At 66.8% G+C, this 25,240-nt stretch carries 21 protein-coding genes and 1 tRNA gene; 6 read left to right on the top strand and 16 right to left on the bottom strand.

All coding sequences use genetic code 11. The annotated features are described in order from the left end of the window. Window positions 1–7: 7 nt before the first annotated feature. Window positions 8–184 (bottom strand): hypothetical protein, encoded by a 177-nt coding sequence (locus tag FHW97_RS14070; RefSeq protein WP_168351912.1) that lies wholly within the window; start codon window positions 182–184, stop codon window positions 8–10. A 161-nt stretch (window positions 185–345) separates the two neighbouring features. Beyond that, a complete protein-coding gene (locus FHW97_RS14065) occupies window positions 346–3,483 on the bottom strand; it encodes an autotransporter domain-containing protein (RefSeq protein WP_168351949.1) in 3,138 nt (1,045 codons plus the stop codon). A gap of 252 nt (window positions 3,484–3,735) precedes the next feature. Between FHW97_RS14065 and FHW97_RS14060 the strand changes: the two genes are divergently transcribed. Further along, on the top strand, window positions 3,736–4,536 hold the full coding sequence (locus tag FHW97_RS14060; protein WP_253941791.1) for an RNA polymerase sigma factor: 801 nt from the start codon (window positions 3,736–3,738) through the stop codon (window positions 4,534–4,536). After that, complete coding sequence (locus tag FHW97_RS14055; RefSeq protein ID WP_168351948.1) at window positions 4,533–5,468, top strand: hypothetical protein; 936 nt, start codon at window positions 4,533–4,535, stop codon at window positions 5,466–5,468. The genes FHW97_RS14060 and FHW97_RS14055 overlap by 4 nt, the downstream gene beginning before the upstream one ends. A gap of 23 nt (window positions 5,469–5,491) precedes the next feature. On the opposite strand, the gene FHW97_RS14050 is transcribed toward FHW97_RS14055, so the two are convergent. Continuing rightward, window positions 5,492–6,244: a virulence factor gene (locus FHW97_RS14050; RefSeq protein ID WP_253941790.1), complete on the bottom strand. Its 753-nt coding sequence runs from the start codon at window positions 6,242–6,244 to the stop codon at window positions 5,492–5,494. 66 nt (window positions 6,245–6,310) lie between these two features. Here FHW97_RS14050 and FHW97_RS14045 point away from each other — a divergent pair, with 66 nt between their 5' ends. Beyond that, complete coding sequence (locus FHW97_RS14045) at window positions 6,311–6,997, top strand: response regulator transcription factor (RefSeq protein WP_022676774.1); 687 nt, start codon at window positions 6,311–6,313, stop codon at window positions 6,995–6,997. 49 nt (window positions 6,998–7,046) lie between these two features. Next, entirely contained in the window at window positions 7,047–8,411 is a 1,365-nt protein-coding gene (locus tag FHW97_RS14040) for a HAMP domain-containing sensor histidine kinase (RefSeq protein WP_253941789.1), read from the top strand. Window positions 8,412–8,519: 108 nt separating this feature from the next. Here FHW97_RS14040 and FHW97_RS14035 read toward each other — a convergent pair whose 3' ends face one another. Beyond that, on the bottom strand, window positions 8,520–11,915 hold the full coding sequence (locus tag FHW97_RS14035) for a glycosyltransferase (protein WP_168351947.1): 3,396 nt from the start codon (window positions 11,913–11,915) through the stop codon (window positions 8,520–8,522). A gap of 423 nt (window positions 11,916–12,338) precedes the next feature. On the opposite strand from FHW97_RS14035, the gene FHW97_RS14030 reads away from it, so the two are divergent. Then, on the top strand, window positions 12,339–13,187 hold the full coding sequence (locus tag FHW97_RS14030; protein ID WP_168351946.1) for a class III extradiol ring-cleavage dioxygenase: 849 nt from the start codon (window positions 12,339–12,341) through the stop codon (window positions 13,185–13,187). Window positions 13,188–13,237: 50 nt separating this feature from the next. Here the strand turns inward: FHW97_RS14030 and FHW97_RS14025 are convergent, their stop codons facing one another. From FHW97_RS14025 to FHW97_RS13975, 11 genes are all read right to left on the bottom strand, one after another. After that, complete coding sequence (locus tag FHW97_RS14025) at window positions 13,238–15,301, bottom strand: TonB-dependent receptor (protein WP_168351945.1); 2,064 nt, start codon at window positions 15,299–15,301, stop codon at window positions 13,238–13,240. A 322-nt stretch (window positions 15,302–15,623) separates the two neighbouring features. After that, window positions 15,624–16,037, bottom strand: coding sequence for a DUF3035 domain-containing protein (locus FHW97_RS14020; protein ID WP_022676779.1), 414 nt, complete (start codon window positions 16,035–16,037; stop codon window positions 15,624–15,626). 3 nt (window positions 16,038–16,040) lie between these two features. Further along, on the bottom strand, window positions 16,041–16,559 hold the full coding sequence (lspA, locus tag FHW97_RS14015) for a signal peptidase II (RefSeq protein WP_022676780.1): 519 nt from the start codon (window positions 16,557–16,559) through the stop codon (window positions 16,041–16,043). Next, complete coding sequence (gene ileS, locus FHW97_RS14010) at window positions 16,556–19,312, bottom strand: isoleucine--tRNA ligase (RefSeq protein WP_168351944.1); 2,757 nt, start codon at window positions 19,310–19,312, stop codon at window positions 16,556–16,558. The genes lspA and ileS overlap by 4 nt, the downstream gene beginning before the upstream one ends. Before the next feature lie 224 nt (window positions 19,313–19,536). Further along, window positions 19,537–20,589: a glycerophosphodiester phosphodiesterase family protein gene (locus FHW97_RS14005; RefSeq protein ID WP_168351943.1), complete on the bottom strand. Its 1,053-nt coding sequence runs from the start codon at window positions 20,587–20,589 to the stop codon at window positions 19,537–19,539. A 109-nt stretch (window positions 20,590–20,698) separates the two neighbouring features. Next, entirely contained in the window at window positions 20,699–21,628 is a 930-nt protein-coding gene (locus tag FHW97_RS14000) for a bifunctional riboflavin kinase/FAD synthetase (RefSeq protein ID WP_171799254.1), read from the bottom strand. Continuing rightward, window positions 21,625–22,137, bottom strand: a complete 513-nt coding sequence (locus FHW97_RS13995; RefSeq protein WP_168351942.1) for a dihydrofolate reductase — start codon at window positions 22,135–22,137, stop codon at window positions 21,625–21,627. Before FHW97_RS13995 ends, FHW97_RS14000 begins: the two co-directional genes overlap by 4 nt. Before the next feature lie 3 nt (window positions 22,138–22,140). Next, window positions 22,141–23,211 carry a 5-(carboxyamino)imidazole ribonucleotide synthase gene (locus FHW97_RS13990; protein WP_168351941.1) on the bottom strand — a complete coding sequence of 357 codons (1,071 nt, stop codon included), beginning with the start codon at window positions 23,209–23,211 and terminating at the stop codon, window positions 22,141–22,143. Further along, window positions 23,208–23,705: a 5-(carboxyamino)imidazole ribonucleotide mutase gene (gene purE, locus FHW97_RS13985; RefSeq protein WP_054131784.1), complete on the bottom strand. Its 498-nt coding sequence runs from the start codon at window positions 23,703–23,705 to the stop codon at window positions 23,208–23,210. Before purE ends, FHW97_RS13990 begins: the two co-directional genes overlap by 4 nt. Before the next feature lie 32 nt (window positions 23,706–23,737). Beyond that, a complete protein-coding gene (gene gpmA / locus FHW97_RS13980) occupies window positions 23,738–24,424 on the bottom strand; it encodes a 2,3-diphosphoglycerate-dependent phosphoglycerate mutase (protein WP_028657981.1) in 687 nt (228 codons plus the stop codon). Between the two features lie 75 nt (window positions 24,425–24,499). Next, on the bottom strand, window positions 24,500–24,664 hold the full coding sequence (locus tag FHW97_RS13975; RefSeq protein ID WP_168351911.1) for a hypothetical protein: 165 nt from the start codon (window positions 24,662–24,664) through the stop codon (window positions 24,500–24,502). Window positions 24,665–24,814: 150 nt separating this feature from the next. On the opposite strand from FHW97_RS13975, the gene FHW97_RS13970 reads away from it, so the two are divergent. Continuing rightward, window positions 24,815–24,889 (top strand) — tRNA-Thr (locus FHW97_RS13970). A gap of 37 nt (window positions 24,890–24,926) precedes the next feature. On the opposite strand, the gene FHW97_RS13965 is transcribed toward FHW97_RS13970, so the two are convergent. Beyond that, window positions 24,927–25,223: a GNAT family N-acetyltransferase gene (locus FHW97_RS13965; RefSeq protein ID WP_022676789.1), complete on the bottom strand. Its 297-nt coding sequence runs from the start codon at window positions 25,221–25,223 to the stop codon at window positions 24,927–24,929. Window positions 25,224–25,240: the final 17 nt, after the last annotated feature.

Genomic DNA, 25,240 nt, shown 5'->3' with positions numbered 1-25,240 from the left:
CGCGCCATCAGGCGTCGTTGGCGACGCCGGTGCGCTGTTCCTGGTGCAGCACGCGGGCGTGCCACAGGTTGCGGCCCACGAAGATCACCACAATGATGGCTGCGATGATGATCGCAACGGTCAGGCCTGCGCGGCCAAAGCGGCGTGCGCGCTGCTCGGGCGGCAGGTTGCGGGGATCTTCCATGATGTTTCCTTTTGCGGGCAGGTGACCCCTGGCCAACGCACCGCGGCGCGCGCGCGATGGCGGGGCCAACCTGTGCAAACAAGAAAGGGGCGGCAACCGCGTGGTTGCCGCCCCTGTTCCATGGATATGGCTCCATGGATGTGGCGCCCAAGGCGCCGCGATCAGAGCGCTATGCTGAGCGAAGCGCGCACGTTGGCGGCGATGCCGCCGTTCTGCGGCTTTTCCGCGCCGGCCGAAATCTTCCAGGTATAGTCGAGACCGCCCTGGAGAATGCCGATCGAGCCGATCCAGGCCGACTGCACGTTTTCCGGGGTGAGCGTGAACTGCTGGCCCGAACCGAAGATCGCGGTGGTGGCGCCCAGGTCGCCCGACAGGTGGCTGCGGCGGCCCACGTCGGCTTCCACGGTGAACGGGCGGCCTTCGTAGCTGCTCGGGCCGCTGCTCCACGCAAAGCCCAGCGTGGTGGTGGCATTGACGGCCGTGCTGCTGCGGTCACGCACCAGCAGGATCATCGCGTCGGTGCCAGTTTCCTGGTAGCCGTTTTCCTTGAGGCGGAAGTATTCGATGTTCGCCTTGGGCTTGATCTTGAACGTGTCGCTCAGATCGATGTCATAGCTGAACCCGCCCGTGGCCGACAGCGAGTGGCCCTTCCAGCCGCCGTGCGCCGCATAGGTGATCGTCGCAGAGTCGACCGCGCCGGTGAAGGTGCGGTCAAGCTTGAACGACGAGCGGCCGTAGCCGACGCGGGCAAAGGTGTAGAGCTTGCCGAACGCCTTGCGCCAGAACGCGTTGATTTCGATGTTGTTCACGCCCAGCGACTGCTGGTTGTGGTTGTTCACCGTGCCGCTGGTCCAGTCGAAGTAGGCACCGATGTTGCCCAGCGCGGTGGCGCGTTCGAGCCCGAAGGACACGCCGCCGCCGCTCAGGCTGTAGCCGACCGAATCATCGTCGTGCTTGCTGGCGCGGAAATAGAGTGGTTCGAGCCACATGCCGGTGTTGCTGATCGTGAACAGCGACGAATCGTCGGCCACGTGCAGCGCCGCCTGGCGCGAGCCACGCGTGACGAAATCGAACGCCCCGCCGGCATAATCGGGCAGCAGCTGGTTGAACTGGCTCTGCAGCGTCGGCGTATCGGTGACCTGGAGCAGGCTGGACTGCAGGTTGGTGTAGTTGGCCGCATTGCCGATGATCGCGTCATAGGCGGCTGCCTGGGGCGTGGTCAGGCCAAGCTGCGCGGCCGTCTTGCGCGACAGCGACAGGACGAGGTCGTTGCCGCTCTGCGAGATCGAACCGGTATAGAGCACGGGCAGCGACAGCGAGCTGGTGGTGACATTGCTGCCGCCGGTCAGCGTGCCGGCCGAGACGATGGTCTGCGGCGTGGTCGCGCTCAGGAACGAGGACACCGAGACGTTGATCTTGGCACCCGAGGCGAAGGTTGCGGTGTTGGCCACCAGCTTGGAAGCCGTGCCGGTGGAGTCCACATAGACGCCGAGCGCGCCGCCCGAACCGACCGTCAGGTTGTTGATCGTGGTGGTGCCGACGGCGTTGGCGCCGAACGAGCCGCCATTGACCGTCACGTTGAGCTGCGAACCACCGGTGATGGTGCCGGCCCAGATCGCCGAACCGCCGATGGTCAGCGTGCCGACCTGGTCGTTGAGCGCCATCTGCCCGGTGAAGCGCGCATTGGCGCTCATCGTCATCGAGGCGGTGCCAGAGGTGCCGAAATCGATGTTGCCGATCCACTTGGAATCGTCGGCCATGATCACGGTGTTATTGCCGGTGCCGAGATAGGCGTTGCCGGTTACCTTGCCGGATTCGATGTCCACCGTATCGTTGCCGCTGCCGGTGTAGATGTCACCGGTGATCGCGGTGTAGACCGGCGCGGTCGCCACGTTGTAGCCCGACGCGGCCTTGTCCGATGCCTGGCTGGTGACGCCGGTGGCATTGAGGTACTGCTTGATCGTCACGCCGCTGGTGTTGGCCGACAGATCGATCGCCGCGGTCTTGCCGGTCGATGCACCGCTGATGGTGATGAAGCCGGTGTTGTTGACGGTGTTGAGCGTGCCCGACAGATCGCGGATGCCATAGAGATTGCCCGAGGCAACCCCGCTCGCCGTCGCCTTGATCGTGCCTTCGTTGTACAGCGACGTGGCCGTAACACCCTGGTTGAGCAGGATCGCGGTGGCATCACCGTTGACCGTGGTGGCCGTGACGGTGCCGTGCACGCCGATGCCGTTGGGCAGGCTGACGGTGCCGCCTTGGCCGCCAACGACGACGCCATAGGCGTTGAGGCCGCTGTAATAGGCGGTGGCGCTGACGCTGCCGTCAACCGCAACCGAATAGGTGCCCGAAGTCGCCACGACCGAGCCGATCGTGGTGTTGCCGGCGCCACCGATCAGCAGCGCGGGGCTGGTGCCGTAGGACTGGATCGAACCGGTGGTTTCGGTGACATTGTTGGTGCTCGACGCCACAGTCACGATCACGCCGCCGGTGACGTTGCCCGAAACCTGCACGGCGGCCTTGCCGCTGCTCAGCGCGGTGGGCGACAGCGTCTGCGTGGTGCCATCGTCGGCGGTATAGCTGACCGCCTGGGTCATGGCGCCGTCGATCTTGAACGCGCCGTTGATGTCGCCGTTGACGACAACCGCCTGCGCGCCCGTGCCGATCACCGCCACGGTGCCGCCGATGGCAAGGTTGCCGGTGACATTGCCGGTGCTCACGCCAACCGAGTTGTCACCCTTGACGCTGATCGTGCCGGTGTTGGTGATCGAACCGGTGAGCGGTGAACTGACGACGATGCCGCCCGAATTGTTGCCTTCCACGCCGATCGTGCCGGTGTTCGAGATCGTCGCCGTGGTGGCGTTGCCCGACAGGATGTGGATGCCATAGCGGTTGGTCAGCTGCGAGACCGAGCCATTGACGACCGAGCTGTTGCCCAGGACCGGCGGCGTATAATCTTCGCTGACGGTGATCGTGCCGTCGTTGGTGATCGTGGTGGTCACCCCGGCGTTGGCGACGATGCCGGCGCTGTTGCTGACACCGGCGACGGTCAGCGAGCCACCGGAATTGACATTGACCGTGTTCGACGAATCGATCGTGATCGGAACGCCGCTGGGCAGCTTGATCGCGCCGCTGCCGTTGACGGTGATATTGCCGGCCGACGAGGTGTTGAGGGCAGTCAGCGTGCTGGTGCCCACCGTGGTATCGGCAAGCGCCGGGGTGGCAACGGCCACCAGGGCGGCCGGAATCGCCATGGTGGCGACGGTCGAAAGAAAACGAATCTTGGGGAGGCGCTGCATGGGCTCTCGTCTCGTTGGGCAAAAGGGCCAGCAGGGGCGGGCCGGTGGCAACATGGCGGGCTTCATATCCGGGGCAGGCCGGCTTTACCAGTGCCTGAAATGCGCCGTAACCACTATCCGTCGCAAGCGAAGATGAAGAAATGTTCAGACAATTTCCGTGACTGTAAATTTGCCGTTCAGACAAAACCCGCCAGCAGGGCTGTGGGACAAGGGAATGGACGGAGCAACCATCGTGCGCGACGGGTGGACCGCATGACCTTTTGCGGTGACTTGCAGGGCGAGCCCCTTTCCCCGGTCGAAGATCCTGGCGGTCTTCATCCGGCTGGATCAGTCATCGATCATCGACATGGCACTGCCGGGGCGCTTTCGCCCCGAGCGCTGCCTGTTGCCGAGCCGGAGCCGCCCCGCGATGGGCGGGGCCTGGCCCTGCGCGACGACGTGGCGCTGATGCGACGCGTGGGCGAGGGTTGCCAGGCATCCTTTGCCGTGTTGGTCGAACGCCATGCCGCCGCGCTCTATCGCGTGGCCGCCCGCATGCTGGGCGATGGCCACGATGCCGAGGACGTGGTGCAGGATTGCTTTGCCCGCATGTGGCAGAACGCGCCGCGCTGGCAGCCGACCGGCGCTGGCCTGGTCGGATGGCTGCATCGCGTGGCGATGAACCTGTGTTTCGATCGCAAGCGGCGCTTTCGCGTGGTGGTGACCGACGAGGTGCCCGATTGCGCCGACCAGGCGCCGCTGGCCGATCGCCTGATCGAACAGCGCCAGGCCTGTGCCCAGGTGGCGGCGGCGCTTGCCGATCTGCCTGAACGCTATCGGGCTGCCTTGGTCTTGTGCTATTACGAGAACTTCTCCAATGCACTTGCGGCACAGGTGCTTGATCTTAATATCAAGGCGATGGAGTCGCTGTTGTTCAGGGCGAGGCGGCAGATGCGTGAACTGCTTGAAGCGCGTGACATTACCTGCCGCGATGTGGCCTTTGCCGGCGCGGCCGACTTTGCCAATTCACCGGCCGGCCACGCTTTTGCTACGGGCGCAGGCCCCCGCGCGTGACCGACCAGCAGCCTCGCATCGCCGATCCGGGCCGGGATCAGGCGGCAGGCTTGTCAGCGGCCCCCTTGCGCCATGCCGATGCGTCGCCTGCCGACGCGGCGCTCGACCAAATTCTCGGCCTGCACGAAGCGCCGGCGCTGCCCCCTGGGCTGACCGCACGCATCCTGCGGGACGTGCCCTTGCGCCCGCAACTGGCGATGCCGGGGTATGACAGCGCAGCCAGCGTGGCGATTGCCCCCATGCGCGCCGGCGCGCAGGTGGTTCCGCTGCGCGTGGTTGGCGGCACCGACCAGGGCGGAAAGCGCCCGATCGCGGCGCGTCTCACAGCCTGGCGCGGCGCGCTGTTGATGCTGGGCGGCACCGGCATCGGTGCCGTGGCAGCGAGCGTTGCCGCGATGGCGATCTTCGGCTCCCCATTTCAGAATCAGGCGGCAGACCAGGCCGCCGTTGCCGGCCAGGCGGCGGGTGCGCCCGCCCTGGTGGCAGCGGCATCGTCGGCACCGGCGGCCGCGGCAGGATCTGCCAGCCGCGTATCAGCCGGATCGGCCAACAAGGCCAGCGCCACGGCAGTGCCGGGGCAGGGCCAGGCCGATGCGCTGGCCGCGGCCACGCCGCCGGTGATCATCGTGCCGCCGGCCACCGGCAGCGCTGGCCACGACACCAGCGATCCCGATCCGGTGCTGCCGCCGGCCGCGACCACCGATCGCGAGCGGCTGGCCGCGCAATCGCCCGATCCCGGCCCGGACCAACCTGGCCAGGTCGGGCCGACGCTGGGTGCCACCCGCGGCGCGATGGGGCCGTTCATGCAGCAGGGCTATGGCTATAGCGGCGCCATCGGCGGCGCGCCGGCGACGATGGGCCCGGGCGGCGCGGTGCCGGGCACGATGCAGCCCATGCCGGGCCATCTTCCGGTCGGTCCGTCCCTGCCCTGATCTCATTGAGAGCCTGATCTGATTTAGTGCATCGGCCCGGGTGGAAACAGCGCGGCATTGGCGGCGATACTGGCGATATCGACCTTGTACGCCGGGCCGCGCGGGCGCAGCGCATCGAGCTCGACATGGCTGGCCCCGGCAAGCTGGCCGGCCGCGCACAGGCCCTGGTTCTGGCTGCTTTTGGCAATGCAGGTCACCGGCAACCCGTTGAGCAGGCGCACGGTGCGGTACGGGTCGCTGTCCGGCGCGCCGGGGTGGATCAGGCCGCCCGGATTGGCCTGGAAATAGACCGCCGTTCCTGGCTGCACCAGCACGACCGAGGCGATGCGGCTGCGCAGATCGGCCGGCACGGCGCCCAGCCCGGTATCGAGAATGCCCGCGCCAAACGCCGCGCCGATCAGCGCGACCTTGGCGGCATGGCTGCGGGCCAGCGCGGCGCGAATGGTATCGGCCACCAGCGCATCGACAAAGGCGCGATCGCGCGTCAGGCGGAACAGCGCCGGCGAATCCACTGCCATCACCGCCAGGCCCTGGCGACGCAGCGCCGCCACGGTGCGGCAGCCGGCGCCAAGCCGCAGGCCCATGTCGCCGGAAAAGTAGATCGCCACCAGATCCTGGCGTGGCTGGCCAAGCGCGGGGCGGTAGTGCATGGCCTGGGTATCGAAATAGCCGGCGAAATACCCGGTCGCGGCCATGGTCGCGCCTCCCAGCAAGGGCAGGGCGGCGGCTAGGGCAAACAGCTTGCGACCGGGAAAGCCAATAGCCATGATGGTCATGGCATGGCCCCCACGCCCTGTCCGGGCAGTGGGGGCAAGATTAACTCGTTGTCATGGAAGTGGCTTGTGGCCGGACGCATCCTCCTGGTTGAAGACGATCCCCAGATCGGGGACTATATCGCGCGCGGTTTTGCCGAAGAAGGCTATACCGTGGACCGCGCTGAAAACGGCCGGGACGGGCTGTTCCTGGCCACCGACAGCCAGTTCGACGTGGTCGTGCTCGATCGCATGCTGCCGGGCATGGATGGCCTCGCCGTGCTCAAGGCCCTGCGCGCGGCCGAGGTGGAAACACCGGTGATCGTGCTGTCGGCGCTGGGCAGCACCGATGATCGCGTGGCGGGCCTGACCGCCGGGGCAGACGATTACCTGGGCAAGCCGTTCTCGTTTGCCGAACTGCTGGCGCGGGTCCAGGCGCTGACCCGGCGCGGCACAGGCCGGCAAAAGGCGCAGGACACCGTGCTGCGCTGCGCCGATCTGGAACTCGACCGGCTGACCCGCCAGGTAAAGCGCGGCACGCGCAAGATCACGCTGCAACCGCGCGAGTTCCGCCTGCTCGAATACATGCTGCTGCACCAGGGCGAGGTGGTTACCCGCACCATGCTGCTGGAAGCGGTGTGGGACTATCATTTCGATCCCGGCACCAACGTGATCGACGTGCACATCAGCCGCCTGCGTCGCAAGATCGACGATGGCGAGGAACAGGCGCTGTTCCACACCGTGCGCGGCGCGGGCTATCGCATGGCGGCCGACTGAGCGTGGCCGGGCCGATGATGCCCAGATCGAACATAGGCGGGCTGTGACGATGTTCGGCCGGGCCATGCACCAGCGGCGCCTGTCGCCCACCATGCTGCGGCTGGTGGCGGCGGTCTTCGTGTTGCAGCTGCTGTCGAGCGCGGCGGCGATCTTCTTCCTGCGCACCCAGATGCTCGACGTCGTACGCGCCGATCGCGAAGACCAAGTGATCGACGTGCGCGACGATCTGCTCGCTGCGTTCTACAGCGGCGGCCGGGAATCGCTGGATGATTTCATCCGCGATCAACGCGGCAGCGTGGCCGATCCCGGTGTTTTCGTGGCGCTGGCCGGCGGCAGCGCGCCGGCGTTGACCAGCAATATCGATTTCGTCCCGGCTATTGCGCCGGGCCCGCGCCCGCAATCGGTGCTGGTGCGGCGCGGCGATAGCGCCACGGATCAGGAAGCTCTGGTTCTGGCCACGACCCTGCCCGATGGGGCCAAGCTGACCGTGGGATTGATGGGCGCCAGTGAGCGGCGCTTCAACCTGGCCTTTGCCGCCGCGATCGGGCTGACCATTGCCGTGGCCGTGGCGCTGGCGCTGTTGAGCGCGGTGGTGCTGGGCGTGGCGATCAGCAGCCGCACGCATGAAATCGCCCAGGCAGCCGAGGAACTGGCCGCCGGCAATTTCGGCATGCGCCTGGCCGAGGGACAAAGCGGCGATGGCTTTGACCACCTGCGCTTGCAGATGAACCAGATGGCCGAACGGATCGCCAGCCTGGTGGCGGAACTCGGCGCGGTGTCGGGCGCGCTGGCGCACGATCTGCGCTCTCCCGTCACGCGGCTTTCGGCCGCGATCGACACGGCGCTGGCCCGCGTTGACGAACCCGGCGCGATCGAGGCGTTGCAGGCCGCGCGCGCCGATGCCGATGGGCTGCGCGCAATGCTGGAAACCGCGCTGGAAATCAGCCGTCTGGAAGGCGGCACGGCGCAGGATCGGCGCGTCTCGCTCGACCTGGCGACGGTGGTGGCCGACATGGCCGAGCTTTACGAGCCGCTGGCCGAGCAATCGGGCGTGACCATGACGCTGGACCTGGCGCCGGCCTGGATCATGGCCGACCGCGAGCTGATTTCGCGCGCCCTGGCCAATGCGATCGACAATGCCCTGAAATATGGTGGCACGGCCATCACCCTGCGCACCTGCGTGGCAGAGGGGGAGGCCGTGCTGGAAGTGGCCGACAATGGGCCGGGCATTGCCCCGGAGGATCGCCCCCGCGTGATCGAGCGGTTCGTGCGGCTCGACAATGCCCGCACTCTGCCCGGCGGCGGTCTGGGCCTGTCGATGGTCAATGCCGTGGCGCGGCTGCATCGCGGGCGGCTGGAACTGGGCGAGGCGGCCGGCGGGGGCCTGTCGCTGACGCTGCATCTGCCGCGATAAAGCCGCGCGCCAGCAGCGAGCCAAACGGGGCAGTTGGCCCTGCCCGCAGGCGCCCCGCCCTTCCATTCGTCGCGCCGCGACGGGAAGGGCGGGAGGCCGGTTGCCGGGTCAGGAGGTCTTCTTGCCTTCCGGCGCGCTTACCCGGCCGGTACGCTCCAGCTTGCCCCAGCCGATGCCCAGGCCCGCCAGGGCGGCGCTGACCGCGCGGATCACCACGCCGTACATCAGCTGGCGATAGACGAAGCGCTGGCTGAGCAGCAGGAACGGCGGCAGGCGCTTTTCCCGCACGTCGAGCCGGAACGCCACCAGGCCGCAGGCGAGGTCGATCATGGTGAAGCCCAGCCAATAGGCGCCCATGCGGAGCACGTCGGTCTGCGTCTGGGCCCAGCCGTGCTGGATCACCCGCACGATCGTGCCGACGATCGAGATGCCGAGCGCTAGGTCGATCAGCGGAGAGGCGATGGCAAAGGCGATCTGGAACAGCCAGGCCTGCGGAATCCCCACGAAGGCCAGGCCCGAGGGGCGCTGCTGCGCCACCACGGCGCGATGCTTCCACAGGCATTGCAGCGTGCCGAACGCCCAGCGGAAGCGCTGCTTGCCCAGCGCGCGCAGGGTTTCGGGCGCTTCGGTCCAGGCCACGGCGTCTTCGTCATAGGCCACCTTCCAGCCGTGGCGCTGGATGGCGATGGTCAGGTCCTGGTCTTCGGCCAGGGTATCTTCGGGATAGCCGCCTACATCGTTGAGTGCTTCGCGGCGCCAGGCGCCGACAGCACCGGGCACTACCATGATCGCATCGAACCGGGTCAGCGCGCGGCGTTCGATGTTCTGCGCGGTGACATATTCCACCGCCTGCCAGCGGGTGACGAGGTTCACCCGGTTGCCGACCTTGGCATTGCCCGCCACCGCGCCGATTTCCGGCTTTTCGAACCAGCGCACCAGCTTGCCGATGGTGGCGGGTTCGAACTGGGTATCGGCATCGAGCGCGACGATGATTTCGCCATCGGCGGCGGCGAGCGCGCGGTTGAGCGCGCTGGCCTTGCCACCATTGACCAGCGTCATCAGCTGCACGCGCGGATCATCGCCGAATGCCTTGGCCACGATTGCGCTGGTCGCGTCCTTGGATCCGTCATCGGCCACGATCACGTTGATCGCGGGATAAGTGCTCGCCAGGATGCGGTGTACCGAGGCCTCGATCACGCGCTCTTCGTTATAGGCCGGGATGATCACGGTCACGCGCGGCTGATAGGGCGTGGAATCTTCCCCGCCGTCCTTGGTGCGATTGAGCCAGGGCAGGTCCAGCTTGCGCTGCGGGAACAGCGCCAGGCCGGTCAGCCCGACAGCGCGCAGCGTGCCCAGCGCAATGGCAAAGAAGAACGTCCAGTTGAGCGTGGCAAGCGCCGCAGCCAGCACGGCAAAGATGCCGATATCGAGCCGCACGGCCATGAGATCCCAGCCCTTGACCGCCGGCATCACGTCGTCCCGCTTGAGCCCCGCGAGGGTGGACACCGGCACGAAGCGATAGCCCTGCGCCTGCAACTGCTGGATGATCCGCGGCAGGGCGGCGACGGTCTGCGAACGATCGCCACCGCCATCATGCAGCAGGATCACGTTGGCAGAGCGATCGGCATTGCCCGCGTTGACCGCATCGACCGTCAGCTTCACCACCTCGTCGGCCGGGCGGCGCATCCAGTCGCCCGGATCGGCGTGCAGGCCGACAATGGTATAGCCCTGGTTCTGCGCGACCAGCGCGGGATCGAGTTCGTCGGCCGTGGTCGGTTCGGCGTCCCCGAAGTAGGGCGCGCGGAACAGGCGGGTGGATCGGCCGGTATAGGCCTCGATCAGGCGCTGCGTGGCATTGAGTTCCAGCTTGATCCCGGTCGGCGTGCTGTTGGCCATGTTGGGATGGGTATAGCTGTGGTTGCCGATCTCATCGCCGTCGGCCACCATGCGTTGCAGCAGGCCGCGATTGGCCACGCCGTTTTCGCCGATCACGAAGAACGTGCCGGGCACGTGATACTTTTCCAGGATCGCCAGGATCTGCGGCGTCCAGGTCGGATCGGGGCCATCGTCGAACGTGAGCGATACCAGCTTGGGCCGGTCGCCGGTGCGGCGCACGACATAGGGGGTGGGCAGCGAATCATAGCGTTCGCCGGTGACCAGGCCGAGGCGGTGATCGGTGGCGAGGGTGCGCGTGCCGGGCGTGGGCGTGGCATCGATGCGCAGGATTTCGCCGTTGCCTTCCACGTCGACGTTGCTGCTTTGCGTGATGCGCGAAAGATCGGGCAGCGTCTTGCTGCCACTGCGCCAGGTCTTGAGCACGTCCCAGAAGCCGGGATCTTCCGAACCCAGCCGCCACAACGCCACCGAGCCGAGGCCCAACTGGCGCAGCATCAGCATCTGGTTCCAGCTGGTGGCGGCATCGAGCATCCACACATCGTGGCGCACCGCCGGCGTGCCATCTTGCGTATCGGCATCGTCAGTATAGGCAAAGCCGACGTTGCCGCTGGCCTTGTCCCACGCCGGCATGGTGCCGCTGTCGTGCGCGGCCAGCCAGGCTTCTTCGATGGTCAGCGCATCGGCATGGCCTTCGTGCCAGTCATAGCCATAGCTGCCCAGCGCGACGACGACCTTGCCCGGCGCGGTGCCCTTGATCATGTCGGCCACGTGGCCCAGGAACCAGCCGTTCGAGGCGATTGGCCCGGGCTGGCCGCCCTGCCAGTGCTCGTCGTAGGCCATCAGCACGATCTTGTCGGCGACATCGGCAAAGGCGCGCGGGTGCCAGTTCTCGTCATCCACCGGCATGGTGATCGCCACCACGCGGTGCTTGGGCGCCAGGCGGGCATGCAGATCGGCGGTGAACTTGTGCAGCCCGGCCAGCGCGGTCTGCGGCAGATTTTCGAAGTCGATCATCACGCCCGCATCGCCCGACTTGTCGAGCGCGGCATCGATCGCGGTGGCCAGGGCCAGGCGGCGCGCCGGGTTGGCCAGCACGGCGGCAGTGCCGGCGCCATCCCAGCCGGTGTTCTCGCGCACGTTCTGCAAGACCGGCACCACCAGCGGGCGGTGCAGCGACCCGGTAATGATCCGGCGCATCGGCGCATCGTCGGTCACCGTCAGGTTGCCGGCGTGATCGATCGACATCAGCGTGGGCGCAACCCAATCGAGCTGGCCGACGTGGTGTTGCAGCGCGCCAGCGCTTTCATCGCTTTCTGCCTGGTAGAACCCGATGGTGATCGGCGCGGTCTGCTGGCGCGCGGGCACCACGGTCGCGGGCCGGCCCAGCAGCGCGGCCAGGCGGTGCGACAGGCGGCTGACCTGACCCTTGAGGCGCAGCGGCGCCATGTGTTCCTGGGCAAAGTTCAGCGGTTCGCGCGGCGTAACCGTGGCCACGGTGGTGGCAAAGACCACGCACATGCCAACCAGAATGGCCAATACGGCAAAGGCCAGGCGGCGGGTCCAGCGACGGCGCTGGCCGGTGGGATCGAAGAAGATGGGGCGTGACACGGCCTGGGATGTTCCGAAACGAGAGGTTTTCCGACGTACTGGATGGTATGCCGCGGAAAGGGCAAGGGCCCTGTGCGCATCGACGGCTACCGGAAAACCGGGGATCGGGAAAGCGGGGTCTGCGCCATGCGGCAGGGTGACGGCGAGCAGCCCAAGCGGAACCGGAACAGGGGACCGTCACGTCGCGGGTCCAAGCTGCTCACCGTCGAAAAGCGGTCTAGCCCGTGTGCCCTGCCGGGGGCGTGATCAAAACATTACGGTTTGGCCATGGTGCCACCCTTTGCTGCGGTTTTGCGCCCTGCATCCGGCCATCTGCCGCAAGGGAGCGGCGCGTTCAACTTGGGCCAACAAGATGCGCAGGGTTTTGGCCGCTGTCATTGGCCACAACAATCCATAGATAGGACGGGAAAGGATGGATTTCGCATGCAGCAACAGCCGGTGTTCTTTCTCTCGCACGGCGGCGGCCCCTGGCCCTGGCTCGATGGCCCGTTCCGCGAAGGCTTTGCCTGGCTGGAAGCCTCGCTCAAGGCTTTGCCCGCGCAATTGCCTGCCCGTCCGCGCGCGGTGCTGGTGGTTTCAGGCCATTGGGAAGAGCCGCAGTTCACCGTGTCGACCGCCGCGCAGCCGGGCATGGTCTATGACTATTACGGCTTTCCCGAACACACCTATCACATCCGCTATCCCGCGCCCGGTGCGCCCGATCTGGCGCGGCGCGTGGTGGAACTGGGCAAGGCAGCCGGCATCGCGATGGGCACCGATCCGACGCGCGGTTTCGACCACGGCACGTTCTCGATGCTGCAGCCGATCTGGCCCGAGGCGGATATTCCCGTGCTCAGCCTGTCGCTGCGCGCCGACTATGATGTCGCGGCGCACCTGGCGCTGGGCCGCGCCCTGGCGCCCTTGCGCGACGAAGGCGTGCTGATCATCGGGTCGGGGTTCAGCTATCACAACCTGCGCCAGTTCAACGCCGCGGCGGCGGCGCCATCGGCAGCCTTCGATGCCTGGCTGCGCCATGCCCTGATCGATCTGGCGCCGGCCGAACGCGCGGCGGCGCTGCTGGAATGGGAAAAGGCGCCGGCCGCGCGCATCTGCCATCCGCAGGCCGATCACCTCATCCCGCTGATGGTTGCGGTGGGTGCGGCCGGAAATGATCCGGGCATCTGCGTCTATTCGGAAAACGACCTGCGCGGCGCGATTACCGCGTCCAGCTATCGCTTTGGCAGCGATGCCACGCCCAGCGGTTTCGATCGCATCGGCGGCAACGGTCGCTGAATGAAGGATGGCGTGCGGTTCCTGTCATGGAGAACCGCACGCCATGGCCATCAGAACGTGGCGGCCTTGATCACGAAGCGGACCGAGCGGCCCGGCATGACCACCAGATCCTTGTTGAGCGCGGTGGCCAGGCGCTGGGTATCGTCGGTCAGGTTCTGGCCCACGATCGCCAGTTCGATGCCGGGGTGGCTCTTGAACGGGCGCCACGCGACATTCATGTTGAGGTTGTTGTAGCCAGCGGTGGGCGTGTCGAAATCGCCCGCCTTGTCCTGCCGGCCATAGTGGCTGAACATGATCCCGGCATCGAGCGTCTTGCCCGCCCAGGCAAAGCCGCCGCCGATGCGGTAGGGCGGGATGCGCGGCACGTTGGAGCCGTTGTCGAGCGTTGCGCGGGTGTAATCGCCCAGCACCTTGGCGGTGAACGTGCCTTCGTCGGTCTTGACCAGCTCCTGGCTCATTTCCGCTTCAAGCCCGCGGAACTTCGCGCCCTGCTGGCGATAGAACAGCTCGCGCAGTTCGCCGTCGGGGCTGGCGGTGCACACGCCATCATCATCGCAGGTGCGGCCGGTCAGCTCGCCATAGATATAGTTCTTGTACCAGGTGTAATAGACCGAACCGGTGAAGGCAAAGCCGCCCTGGCGCACGCGCAGGCTGCCTTCGAGCGAATTGGCGCGCTCGATCTTGAGGTTGGGATCGCCGGTTTCATAGGTCTGCGGGCCATCATGGGCGCCGCGCGCGAACAGTTCGGTCAGCGCCGGGGCGCGCCCGGTGCTGGAGAAGTTGAGCCCGAACTTGACTGCCTTGATCGGCGTATAGAGCACGCCGATCGCGCCGCTTACCGGCGTGTACTTGCGCACGGTGAAGGCATCATCGGCCGGGGTGCCGGTGATGCGCACGTGTTCCACGCGGCCGCTGGCTTCCACGTGGAGCGGATCGGCGAGCTGGATTTCGGTGAACAGGTAGCCGGCGATGTTCTGGCTGGTGGCCGGGTTCAGGTAGCTGCTGTCTTCGCCCACGGCCGAGAAATCGCGGTGCTGGTATTCCACGCCCAGCGCCGTGTTGCGCACCGGGCCCATGGCATTGAGCAGCAGTTCGCCGCGGCCGTTCCATTCCTTGTTCTTGAAGGTGGTGTTGATCGAGCCATCCGGGTTCTTTTCCGAATGCTGGTAATCGCCATAGCTGCCGTCGAGCGTAAACGTCTTGAGCAGGCCCGAATCCAGCGCAAAGCTGTTGCGCGTCATCACCTTGGTCTGGCGCATGTCGATATAGGTGGTGTCGCTGGGAATGCCGTAGCGCGCGTCATAGTGCGTGACGGCCAGGCCCACGTGGCTCTTGTCGCCAGGCAGGAAATACGAGCCACCAACAGAGCCGCCCCAGCCGTTGAACCAGGAGTTCTGCTGGGTGCCGAGCGGCGTGTCATAGTTGTCGGTGGTGCGCCAGAACCCGTCGGCATGCAGGGCCAGCTGGCCGGCCTTGCCATCGACCAGCGCTGCGGTTTCGACGCCCTTGTTCACCGTGGTGTAGCTGGTGCTGGCTTCGGCCGAGATCGCCTCGGTCGGCAGGGTGGTGGGCACGCGGTTGTTGATCGTGTTGACCACGCCGCCGATTGCCTGGCTGCCATAGCGCAGCGTGGCCGCGCCGCGCACCACTTCGATCGAGCGGGCCGAGAGCGGATCGATGGGAATGCCGTGGTCGGGGCCGATGTCCGACACGTCGGAACTGGACGTGCCGTCTTCGAGCAGGCGCACGCGGTTGCTGTCCATGCCGCGAATGATCGGGCGGCTGGCGCCAGAGGCAAAGCCGGTGGACGATACGCCGGGCACATCGCGCAGGGCATCGGCAATGCTGGCACCGCCGGCGCGCGAGATCGCATCGGCATCGACGCGCGCAGAAACCGTGGGCGTATCATCGATGGTGTGGCCAAACGGCGTGGCGGTGACCACGATCGGCATGGCATTGCTGCTGCCGCCGCCCGCCGTGCCGCCATCGGCCGCGCCGTCGCTGGCAGGCGCGTCGGCCGCTGGGGCATCAGCCGCCGGGGACGGGGCATCGGCCCAGGCCACAGCAGGGGCCAGAGCCAGGACCGCTGATCCCAGCATCAGGATGGAACGCATCGAAATCTCCTCCATAAACCTTGCATGCACCCACGCTGGCGCGCTGTTGGCAGCGCCGCCTGACGCAGGCGTGGTGTTCGTCGGCCTCTCCGCCGGGTTCGTTCCACTTGTTCGGGAACGATATAACATTTCATCATTGCAGCCAGCAAGGGCCGCTTGCGGCGCTTTCTGGCCCTATTTTACCTGAACGTAACATGAAGCAATGTCAGGAAATGCCGCTGCCCGCGTCACTTACCGCAAGGGCGGCGGCGCGGCGGGGCATGAAAAAGCCCGCCGGGAATGCCGGCGGGCCTTTTGCAAAACATGTCCTGGCGCGGCGCGATCAGCCCGGGATGGACGCGCGGGCAGCGGCGCCATCGCCCTGCGGCGCGGCGAGGATATCCTTGACCTGGGCGCCCTTGGCGACGGTCTTGGTCTGCGGATCGCCCACCGTGCTGCGGATGCCGACGGCCGAAGCGCCAGCCTTGCCCAGGGTGTCGGTCTCCACCGCGCTGCGCGGTGCGGGGCCGCCGAACAGGGCATCGAGCGCCTGCTTCGACGAATCGACATCCTGCGGACGCGGCGCGCCGGGGTTGGGCGGGGTCAGCGCGAAATCGGGCGGAACGACCAGCGGCGCCTGGCGGCTGACGGCGAATTCGTCAGGGCGCACGCGGTTGAACAGCGAGCTGTTGGAGCTGCACGCAGCCAAAAAGCTCCCGGCCGAAACGAGAAAGGCAAGGGCGACGGCTTTGCGCATTACTTAAATCTCCGTTGGGCTGGGGCTGCCCGGCTCGCGCTTTTCGCGCGAAAACAGCGAACGGGCAAGCAGGATCAGCACGCCCAGCGTGATTGCCGCGTCCGCCAGGTTGAAAATCTGGAAGGGCCGAACCTCACCGAAATGCAGATCGGCATAGTCGATCACATAGCCACGGGTGAAGCGGTCATAGATGTTGCCCATCGCCCCGCCCAGGATCACGGCCAGGCCAGCCAGCTCGCCCATGGCCTTTTCGCGCAGCATCCAGATCGCCACGCCCAGCGCGATCAGCCCGGTCATGGCCAGCAGCGCCAGCCGGCCCTCGCTGGAACTGGCGCTCAGCAGGCCCAGCGACACGCCCAGGTTCTGCGTCCAGCGCAGGCTGAAAAAGCTGGTGATGTAGATCGCGCCCTGTTCGGGCAGGGCCAGCGGCCCGGCGATCCACGCCTTCACCCCCCGGTCCACCGCAAAGGTGGCCAGGGCCAGGGCGAACCCGGCCAGGCGGTTGCGCGTCAGCAGGCTCACGCGGCGTGCTCGTCGATGGCGGCAACCACGCTTTCGCAGCGGCCGCACAGCGCGCCGTCTTCGGTCACTTCGGGAAGGTGGCGCCAGCAACGGCCGCACTTGTGGTCATCGGTTCGGGTCACGGAAAGCTCCTGCCCACGCGCAACTGTCGCGCTGATGAACAGTTCCGCCAGGCCGCCTTCGGCTTCGGGGGCGTCGGCCGGCACGGTGACCTTGGCTTCCAGGCCCGAACCCAGCACCTTTTCGCGGCGCAGCGGCTCGATCGCCTCGTTCACGCTGGTGCGCAGCGCGCGCAGGCGTTCCCATTGCGCCGTGTCGGCCTCTGCCGCCGGCAGTTCGGGCCATTCCAGCAGGTGGACCGAGGCGCCGGGATAGCGGCTCTGCCACACTTCCTCGGCCGTGAAGACCATGACCGGCGCGCCATAGCGCACCAGCGCGTGGAACAGCACGTCGAGCACGGTGCGATAGGCGCGGCGCTTGGCATCGGCCGGCGCATCGCAATAGAGGCTGTCCTTGCGGATATCGAAGAAGAACGCCGACAGGTCTTCGTTGCAGAACTCGGTCAGGCTGCGGACATAGGTGTTGAAGTCATAGTCCGCCACGGCCTGGCGCAGGGTGGCGTCGAGCCCAGCGAGGCGCGCCAGCATGTAGCGTTCCAGTTCGGGCATGTCCTGCGGTGCCACGCGCTCGTCTTCGCTGAACCCGTCGAGCGCGCCCAGCAGATAGCGATAGGTGTTGCGCAGCTTGCGATACTGGTCGGCCACGCCGGCGAGGATTTCCTTGCCGATGCGGTGATCCTCGGTGAAGTCCACCGACAGCGCCCACAGCCGCAGGATATCGGCGCCGTAATCGCGCATCAGGTCCAGCGGGCTGATCGTGTTGCCCAGCGACTTGGACATCTTGAGGCCCTTGGCGTCCATGGTGAAGCCGTGGGTGAGCACGGCATCATAGGGCGCACGGCCGCGCGTGGCGCAGCTTTCGAGCAGCGAGGACTGGAACCAGCCGCGATGCTGGTCGCTGCCTTCCAGGTAGAGATCGGCCGGCCAGCGCAGTTCGGGCCAGCGCCCGGATTCCAGCACGAAGGCATGGGTGGAGCCGGAATCGAACCACACGTCGAGAATGTCGGTGATGCGCTCGTAATCGTCGGCACTGTAATCGGCGCCGAGGTATTCCTGCGCGCGCTCGTCGTCCCACGCGTCGACGCCTTCGGCCATGATCCCGGCGATGATCCGGGCGTTGACCGCGGGATCAGCGAGGTACTGGCCGGTCTGGCGGTTGACGAACAGCGTGATCGGCACGCCCCAGGCGCGCTGGCGCGACAGCACCCAGTCAGGCCGCCCTTCGACCATGGCGCCGATACGGTTGCGGCCCTTTTCCGGCACGAAGCGGGTGGCCGCGATCGCCGCCACGGCCTTTTCGCGCAAGCTGCCGCCTTCGCGGGCTTGGTCCATCGGCACGAACCACTGCGGCGTGCAGCGGAAGATCACCTTGGCCTTGGACCGCCACGAGTGGGGATAAGAATGCTTGTAGTCCGCGCTCGCGGCCATCAGCGCGCCCACTTCGGCCAAGGCCGCGCAGATCGGGCCATCGGGCGCGTTGAACTTGGGATTGATCACGCTGCCTTGGCCGGCCAGCCAGCCCCAGTCTTCGCGATACTTGCCATCGGCAGTGACAGCGAACTTGGGCTCGATCCCGTGCGCCTTGCACAGCTCAAAGTCGTCCTCGCCATGGTCGGGCGCCATGTGCACCAGGCCGGTGCCCGATTCGGTGGTGACGAAATCGCCGGCGAGCAGCGGGCGCGGCTCGGCAAAGAAGCCGCCCAGCGCGTGCATCGGGTGGCGGGCGACGGTGCCGGCAAGGTCAGCGCCTTTGCCGGTCCACAGCGGGGCTTCGAGTGTCAAGCCAAAGCGCGTGGCTGCCGCCTCGGCGAGCAGCGCGGCGAGCAGCACGCGCTTGTCGCCTGCCTGCACCAACACGTATTCCACCTCGGGCCCATAGGCGAGCGCCTGGTTGACCGGGATCGTCCACGGAGTGGTCGTCCAGATCACCGCATAGGCACCCTTGAGCGCTTCGATCGGCGAATCCGTGATTTCAAACGCCACGTCGATCTGGGTGGAAACGATGTCCTCGTATTCCACTTCGGCTTCGGCCAGCGCGGTCTTTTCCACCGGGCTCCACATCACCGGCTTGGCGCCGCGATAGAGCTGGCCGGATTCGGCGAACTTCAAAAGTTCGCCCACGATCGTCGCTTCGGCCTGGAAATCCATGGTCAGGTAGGGCCGGTCCCAGGCGGCGTTGATGCCCAGGCGCTTCAGCTGCTCGCGCTGCACGTCCACCCACTTCTGGGCATAGGCGCGGCATTCGGCACGGAATTCCTTCGGGGGAACCTCGTCCTTGTTCTTTTTCTTCTTGCGGTATTCTTCCTCGACCTTCCACTCGATCGGCAAGCCGTGGCAGTCCCAGCCGGGCACATAGGGCGCGTCCTTGCCCAGCAGGGTCTGGGTGCGCACCACCATGTCTTTGAGGATATGGTTCAGCGCATGGCCGATGTGCATGTCGCCATTGGCATAGGGCGGGCCATCGTGAAGGATGAACTTTTCCCGACCGTCGCGCGCGGCGCGCAACTGGCCATAAATGTCTTCATCCTGCCACCGCGCGAGAATCCCCGGCTCCTTTTGCGGGAGCCCGGCCTTCATGGGAAAATCGGTCTTCGGCAGGAAGACGGTCGATCGATAGTCGCGCGTTTCGGTCATGATCGGCGGGCCTTAGCGATCTGTGCGGATTCCTGCAAATGCCGGATGCAGTGAGAGGTACAAGAGGTGTCCCGCCGTCAGCATTCCACGTCACCCCGGGCTTGACCCGGGGTCCCGCTATTCTTCGACGAGCAGCGCAAGGTAGCCAGAAGAAGCTGGACCCCGGATCAAGTCCGGGGTGACGAACAGGTTGGGGTTGGGAGTGGGGGCGACACTGCCTCCCATCATGGCGTGTTCTCGTCGCGGTCCTGCGCGGCGACGGCTTCGGCGTTGGTGCGCGCGTCCATGTCGGGGCGCAGGGCGGGGCCGACGGTCCAGAAATTGTCGATCAGCACGGTGCCGTGGAACGATGCGGGCACTTGCGGCAGTTCGCGCGCGTGGCGCAGGCCGGTGCCCAGGGCATCGCCGCTGCCTTCGCTGGCCACCGCCATGACATGGCCGCCCACGCCCTCGATCCGCTGCTGCACGCGGTTGGGCCAGCCCCACAGCGTCATCGCGCCCTTGGGAAAGCTGTCTTCGAGCGCGGCGATCATCGTGGCGCCCTGGCAGCTGGCCGGCACCAGCGAGGTCCAGCCCTTCCAGCGATAATCGTTGGTGCAGGTGCGGCTTTGGACAGGGTCGATCGTCCAGGCGCCGGGCAGCGCCTGGTTCACCGCTGCCACCAGCGCGGCATTGCCGACAAAGCCCTCGCCCAGCGCGCGTGCATCATGGCCATTGCGCTTGAGCGCGTCGACCAGCAGCGGCACGGCGGCCACGTCGTTGCCGGGAAAGCGATAGATAAAGCGGCCGCTCGCGCTGGCGGCCAGGATCTCGTCTAGCGAGGGGATCAGCCCGCGCCCCTTGCCGCGCAGGGGAAAGGTCTTCCCGCCATCGGCGCTATAGCCATAGGCCGCGTCGAGCCGGGCCAGCCCGGCCATGGTCATCTGCGTGACCGGGCCGGTCGCCTCGGTGCGGCAACCCAGATCGGCGTCGGGATAGAGCGCGAGGTGGTTGTCGGCCGTGCGCACCACGTCGATCGCCACGTAATCGGCGCCCATGCGCCGCGCTGTGAACACCGAGCGGGCGGTATCTTCGAGAATGGCATGGAGTGGGGGCAGGATTTCCCGCGCCGGGCAAGGGGCATTGCGCCCGCCCGGCTTGTAATCCTGGGTGATGCCGCCGTTGGCGATCAGGCGCGGCCGCCCGGGCGCGGCGGTGACGATCCAGCTGGCATTGACGAAGGTAAGCACCAGAAAGGCCAGCGCCCCGGTAAACAGAGCGCCCCGCAACCACACCATGCCATGTCCTTTCCACCCAGCCCGATAAGATCGGGCCCCGCGCGATCAAGCCGTGGCGGGCTGGCCTGTCAACCAGGCAGCCGCCAATCGCGTCGAAACGGAGGAAAAATCAGGCGTTTTCCAGCAGCCGGCGCGCTTCCAGGCAATCGCGCGCCATTTGCGCCACCAGCGCATCCAGGCTGTCGAACTTGGCCTCGGGGCGCAGGAAGTGGTGGAAGCTGACTTCAATTTCCTGGCCATAGAGATCGCCGGTGAAATCGAAGAAGTGCGGCTCCAGCAGTTCCTTGGGCGGATCGAACGTGGGGCGGATGCCCACGTTGGCCGCACCCAGCAGTTCGCGCCCGTCGCACAGGCGGCCCTTGACGGCATAGATGCCATAGGCCGGGCGCAGATACTTGCCCATGGCCAGGTTGGCGGTGGGGAAATTGATCGTGCGGCCAACCTTGTCGCCATGCTGGACAATGCCGCGAATGGCAAAGGGCCGCGTCAGCAGCGCCGCCGCCGTGGCGCAATCGCCGGCCTTGAGCGCTTCGCGCACGCGGCTGGATGACACCACCACGCCGTCGCGCTGCACCGGGCCCACCGCGCGGGCGGAAAGCCCATATTGTGCGCCCAGTTCACGCAGCACGGAGATGTTGCCGCCGCGCTGCTTGCCAAAGGTGAAATCCTCGCCGGTCACCACGCCGGCGGCGCCGATGCGATCGGCCAGCAACTGGCCCACGAAATCCTGCGCGCTGGTCTGGGCCAGGGTGGCGTCGAATTCGAACACCAGCATGGCATCGGCGCCAGCGGCGGCGAACAGTTCCTGCCGCTGGTCGAGCGAGGTGAGGCGGAACGGCGGCGCCTTGGGATCGAAATGGCAGACCGGATGGGGATCGAACGTGGCGATCATCACCAGGCGGCCTTCGGCCCGCGCCCAGCGCACCGCTTCGGCCACCACGGCCTGATGGCCCAGGTGGAACCCGTCGAAATTGCCCAGCGCCACGATGGCGCCGCGCCAGTTTTCAGGCACGCGCTCGCGTGCATAGAGCCGGATCATGGCGAGCTGCCTTCTTGTTGTGCATCGGCCCGTTCCAGCGTGACAAAGGCATAGGCCGGGTGGCCGGGGCCGGCATCATGTTCGCTGCGGGCAATCTCGTGCCAGGCGGCATCGGGATAGGGCATCGTCGTATCGCCGCCAAACGCGCCATGCACTTCGGTCAGTTCAAAGCGGCGGGCCAGCGGCGCAAACAGCGCCAGCATTTCCGCCCCGCCGATCACTGCCGCTTCCGCCTCGTCGGCCACGCTCGCCAGCGCTTCGTCCAGGCTGTGTACCACCTGCGCGCCCGGCGCCGACCAGGCGGCATCGCGGGTCAGCACCACATGGCGGCGGCCGGGCAGCAGGCCGGGCAGCGATTCGAAGGTCTTGCGGCCCATGATCATCGGCTTGCCCATGGTCAGGGCCTTGAACCGCTTGAGATCGGCGGGAATGTGCCAGGCGAGCTTGCCCTTGTCGCCGATCGTGCCGTCCTGGGCCCGCGCCACGATCAGGAACAACGCCGCGCCCATGGCTTACTGCACCAGCCGGGTAACATGGCCCATCTTGCGGCCCGGGCGCGTTTCCGCCTTGCCATAGAGGTGCAGGTGATTGGCCGGATCGGCCAGCAGTTGCGGCCAGGCATCGGCCGCTTCGCCGATCAGGTTGTCCATCACCGCGCCCTGGGTGACGAGTTCGGTGCTGCCCAGCGGCAGGCCCAGGATCGCGCGCACGTGATTCTCGAACTGGCTGGCGATGGCGCCTTCGATGCTCCAGTGCCCGGAATTGTGCACGCGCGGCGCCATTTCGTTGAACACCGGGCCATCCTGCGTCGCAAAGAATTCCAGCGTCAGCACGCCGACATAGTCCAGCGCGGCGGCAACCTTTTCTGCCAGTGCGCGCGCGGCGGGCACTTGTGCGGCGATCTCGGCCGGGGCGGGCACGGTGGAGCGGGCCAGAATGCCGTCTTCGTGCTCGTTGCGGGCGCTGTCCCAGAACTGCACGCTGCCATCCTGGGCGCGCACCAGGATCACCGAGAATTCGCCGAAGAACTCGACGAAGCCTTCGTAGATCAGCGGCACGGCGGGCAAGTCCAGCCCGGCGGCGTCGGCCGGGGTCATGATGCGCCACTGGCCCTTGCCGTCATAGCCATCGCGCCGGGTCTTGAGAATGCCGGGGGCACCGATCGTTGCCACGGCGCGGGCAAGATCCTCCGCCCCGTCCACCTGCATCCACGGCGCCGGGCGGCCGCCCAGCGTTTCCACGAACGATTTCTCGTTCACCCGGTCCTGCGCCACTTCCAGCGCGCGCGCGGGCGGGAACAGCGCGGCATGGGGCAGGATCGCGGCCAGCGGCGCGGCGGCCACGTTCTCGAATTCATAAGTGACGACCGCGACTTGCGCGGCAAAGGCAGCGAGCGCGGCTTCGTCGTCATACGTGCCCTGGGTATAGGCCGCGCTTACCTGCGCCGCGACGGATTCCGCGCGCGGTTCGGGGGCATAGACATGCGCGCAATAGCCCAGCTGCGCGGCGGCCAGGGCCATCATCCGGCCCAGTTGCCCGCCGCCCAGGATGCCGATCGTCGCGCCAGGGCCAAAGGTCTTCATTGCGGACGCTCGGCTACGGCATCCGTCTGCGCCTGGCGGAACGCGATCAGGCGCTGCGCCAGTGCCGCGTCGGTCGTCGCCAGGATCGATGCCGCCAGGATGCCGGCATTGGTGGCGCCCGGCGCGCCGATCGCCAGGGTGCCCACCGGAATGCCGCCCGGCATCTGCACGATCGAGAGCAGGCTATCCATGCCCTTGAGCGCCTTGGATTCCACCGGCACGCCCAGCACCGGCAGATGCGTCATCGATGCGACCATGCCCGGCAGGTGCGCCGCGCCGCCGGCCCCGGCGATCACCACCTTGAAGCCGGCGGTATGCGCGGTCTTGGCAAAGTCCACCAGCCGATCAGGCGTGCGATGGGCCGAAACGATGCGGCATTCGTGGGCCACCCCCAGCTTTTCCAGCACGGCGGCGGCGTTCTTCATCGTTTCCCAGTCGGACTGGCTGCCCATGATGATGGCAACCTGCGCGCCGACTTGCGCACTTTCACTCATCCCAAATCCCCCATCGGGCGTCGGTGCGCTCCTCAGCGCTCCGACAGGTAATAGCGTTCCACTTCGGCCAGGTTGTCGTCCAGTTCATAGACGATCGGCTGGCCGGTGGGGATTTCGAGGCCGGTGATATCGGCATCGGAAATGCCCGACAGGTGCTTGACCAGCGCGCGCAGCGAATTGCCATGGGCCGAAACGATCACGGTTTCCCCGGCCTTGAGCGCGGGTACGATCAGCTCTTCATAGGCCGGCAGCACGCGGGCGATGGTGTCCTTGAGGCTTTCGGTGGCGGGCACAGGAATGCCGGCATAGCGCGGATCGCTGGCCAGATCGAACGCGCTGCCCGCTTCGAGCACCGGCGGCGGAATGTCGAAGCTGCGGCGCCACACCTTGACCTGCTCGTCACCATGCTTGGCGGCGGTTTCGGCCTTGTCGAGGCCAGTCAGCCCGCCATAGTGCCGCTCGTTGAGGCGCCAGTCCTTGGTTTCCGGCACCCACAGGCGGCCGGCGGCTTCCAGCGCCAGGTGCAGCGTCTTGATCGCGCGGGTCTGGAGCGAGGTGAACGCGACAGTGGGCAGCACGCCCTTGTCTTTCAGCAGCTGGCCGGCGGCAAAGGCTTCGGCCGCGCCCTTTTCGGTCACATCAACGTCCCACCAGCCGGTGAAGCGGTTTTCCAGGTTCCATTGCGACTGGCCGTGACGAATCAGGATCAAACGGGGCATCGAGGCTTCCTGCTGCAAGAAAGGAGACAAGAGAACGCGGCCCCTAGCGGGCCGGGGGCGATTTGGAAAGGCGAGTCACGCCGATTCGCCGCCATTCTCCCCGCGCTGCGGCGCCATTTCTTCTTGGGTCTCTGAAAGCGCGCGCGCCTGTGCTTTGCGGCGGCGCAGGTTCTCGCGCAGGCGCTGGGCAAGGCGCTCTTCGCGGCGGGCGGCAGGCGATGAGGTTTTCGACAGGTTCATGGCCATGGTTCTTTGCCGCGCGAATTTTTTGCCGGCAACCCCGCTTGACTTTGCCAACCCGTGCGGCCAATAGCGCGCCTCCACCGGCGGCAAGGCCCCGATGGCACGAAGCCCAGGCGCCCGGCGCCCCGGCTTTCGCGGAAATGGTGTGCTGCTGTAGCTCAGTGGTAGAGCGCATCCTTGGTAAGGCTGAGGTCGGGAGTTCAATCCTCCCCAGCAGCACCATTTCCCGGCAAACCCAGCCAGATCAAAACATTCGCGCTCAGGCCTGCAGGTCGGCCCATTCGGGATGGCGGCGGAACTGCGCGGCAACATAGCTGCACGCCGGCACCACTTTCCAGCCTTGCTCACGCGCGTCGGCAATAAGCGCGTCCACCAGCCGCGCGGCCACGCCGCGCCCACCGATGGCGCTGGGCACCAGGGTGTGATCGGCCACGACCACGCCGGGCGCTGCCTCGCGCCAGGTCAGCACGCCTTGCGCGGATTCGTTGGCCACGCTGGCATGATAGGCGCCGTGGCTGCCCTGGTTGTCGTGGGTGATGGAAACGGTCTGGTCCACGGCGGTTCTCCCTGCAC

The sequence above is a fragment of the Novosphingobium sp. SG754 genome, assembly GCF_013149315.1.
GTDB classification, from domain to species: Bacteria; Pseudomonadota; Alphaproteobacteria; order Sphingomonadales; family Sphingomonadaceae; genus Novosphingobium; species Novosphingobium capsulatum.
The sequence above is the reverse complement of the archived record's forward strand: the minus strand, read 5'-3'. Positions and strand labels throughout refer to the sequence as shown.

Bases quoted from the DNA above. Each gene is read 5' to 3' on its own strand.
- FHW97_RS14065 (WP_168351949.1), bottom strand. From the start codon at position 3,483: ATGCAGCGCCTCCCCAAGATTCGTTTTCTTTCGACCGTCGCCACCATG.
- FHW97_RS14070 (WP_168351912.1), bottom strand. From the start codon at position 184: ATGGAAGATCCCCGCAACCTGCCGCCCGAGCAGCGCGCACGCCGCTTT.
- purE (WP_054131784.1), bottom strand. From the start codon at position 23,705: ATGAGTGAAAGTGCGCAAGTCGGCGCGCAGGTTGCCATCATCATGGGC.
- FHW97_RS14020 (WP_022676779.1), bottom strand. From the start codon at position 16,037: ATGCGCAAAGCCGTCGCCCTTGCCTTTCTCGTTTCGGCCGGGAGCTTT.
- FHW97_RS14040 (WP_253941789.1), top strand. From the start codon at position 7,047: ATGTTCGGCCGGGCCATGCACCAGCGGCGCCTGTCGCCCACCATGCTG.
- FHW97_RS14000 (WP_171799254.1), bottom strand. From the start codon at position 21,628: ATGATCCGGCTCTATGCACGCGAGCGCGTGCCTGAAAACTGGCGCGGC.
- FHW97_RS13975 (WP_168351911.1), bottom strand. From the start codon at position 24,664: ATGAACCTGTCGAAAACCTCATCGCCTGCCGCCCGCCGCGAAGAGCGC.
- FHW97_RS14060 (WP_253941791.1), top strand. From the start codon at position 3,736: ATGACCTTTTGCGGTGACTTGCAGGGCGAGCCCCTTTCCCCGGTCGAA.
- FHW97_RS13995 (WP_168351942.1), bottom strand. From the start codon at position 22,137: ATGGGCGCGGCGTTGTTCCTGATCGTGGCGCGGGCCCAGGACGGCACG.
- FHW97_RS13990 (WP_168351941.1), bottom strand. From the start codon at position 23,211: ATGAAGACCTTTGGCCCTGGCGCGACGATCGGCATCCTGGGCGGCGGG.
- ileS (WP_168351944.1), bottom strand. From the start codon at position 19,312: ATGACCGAAACGCGCGACTATCGATCGACCGTCTTCCTGCCGAAGACC.
- FHW97_RS14005 (WP_168351943.1), bottom strand. From the start codon at position 20,589: ATGGTGTGGTTGCGGGGCGCTCTGTTTACCGGGGCGCTGGCCTTTCTG.
- FHW97_RS14025 (WP_168351945.1), bottom strand. From the start codon at position 15,301: ATGCGTTCCATCCTGATGCTGGGATCAGCGGTCCTGGCTCTGGCCCCT.
- FHW97_RS14030 (WP_168351946.1), top strand. From the start codon at position 12,339: ATGCAGCAACAGCCGGTGTTCTTTCTCTCGCACGGCGGCGGCCCCTGG.
- gpmA (WP_028657981.1), bottom strand. From the start codon at position 24,424: ATGCCCCGTTTGATCCTGATTCGTCACGGCCAGTCGCAATGGAACCTG.
- FHW97_RS14050 (WP_253941790.1), bottom strand. From the start codon at position 6,244: ATGACCATCATGGCTATTGGCTTTCCCGGTCGCAAGCTGTTTGCCCTA.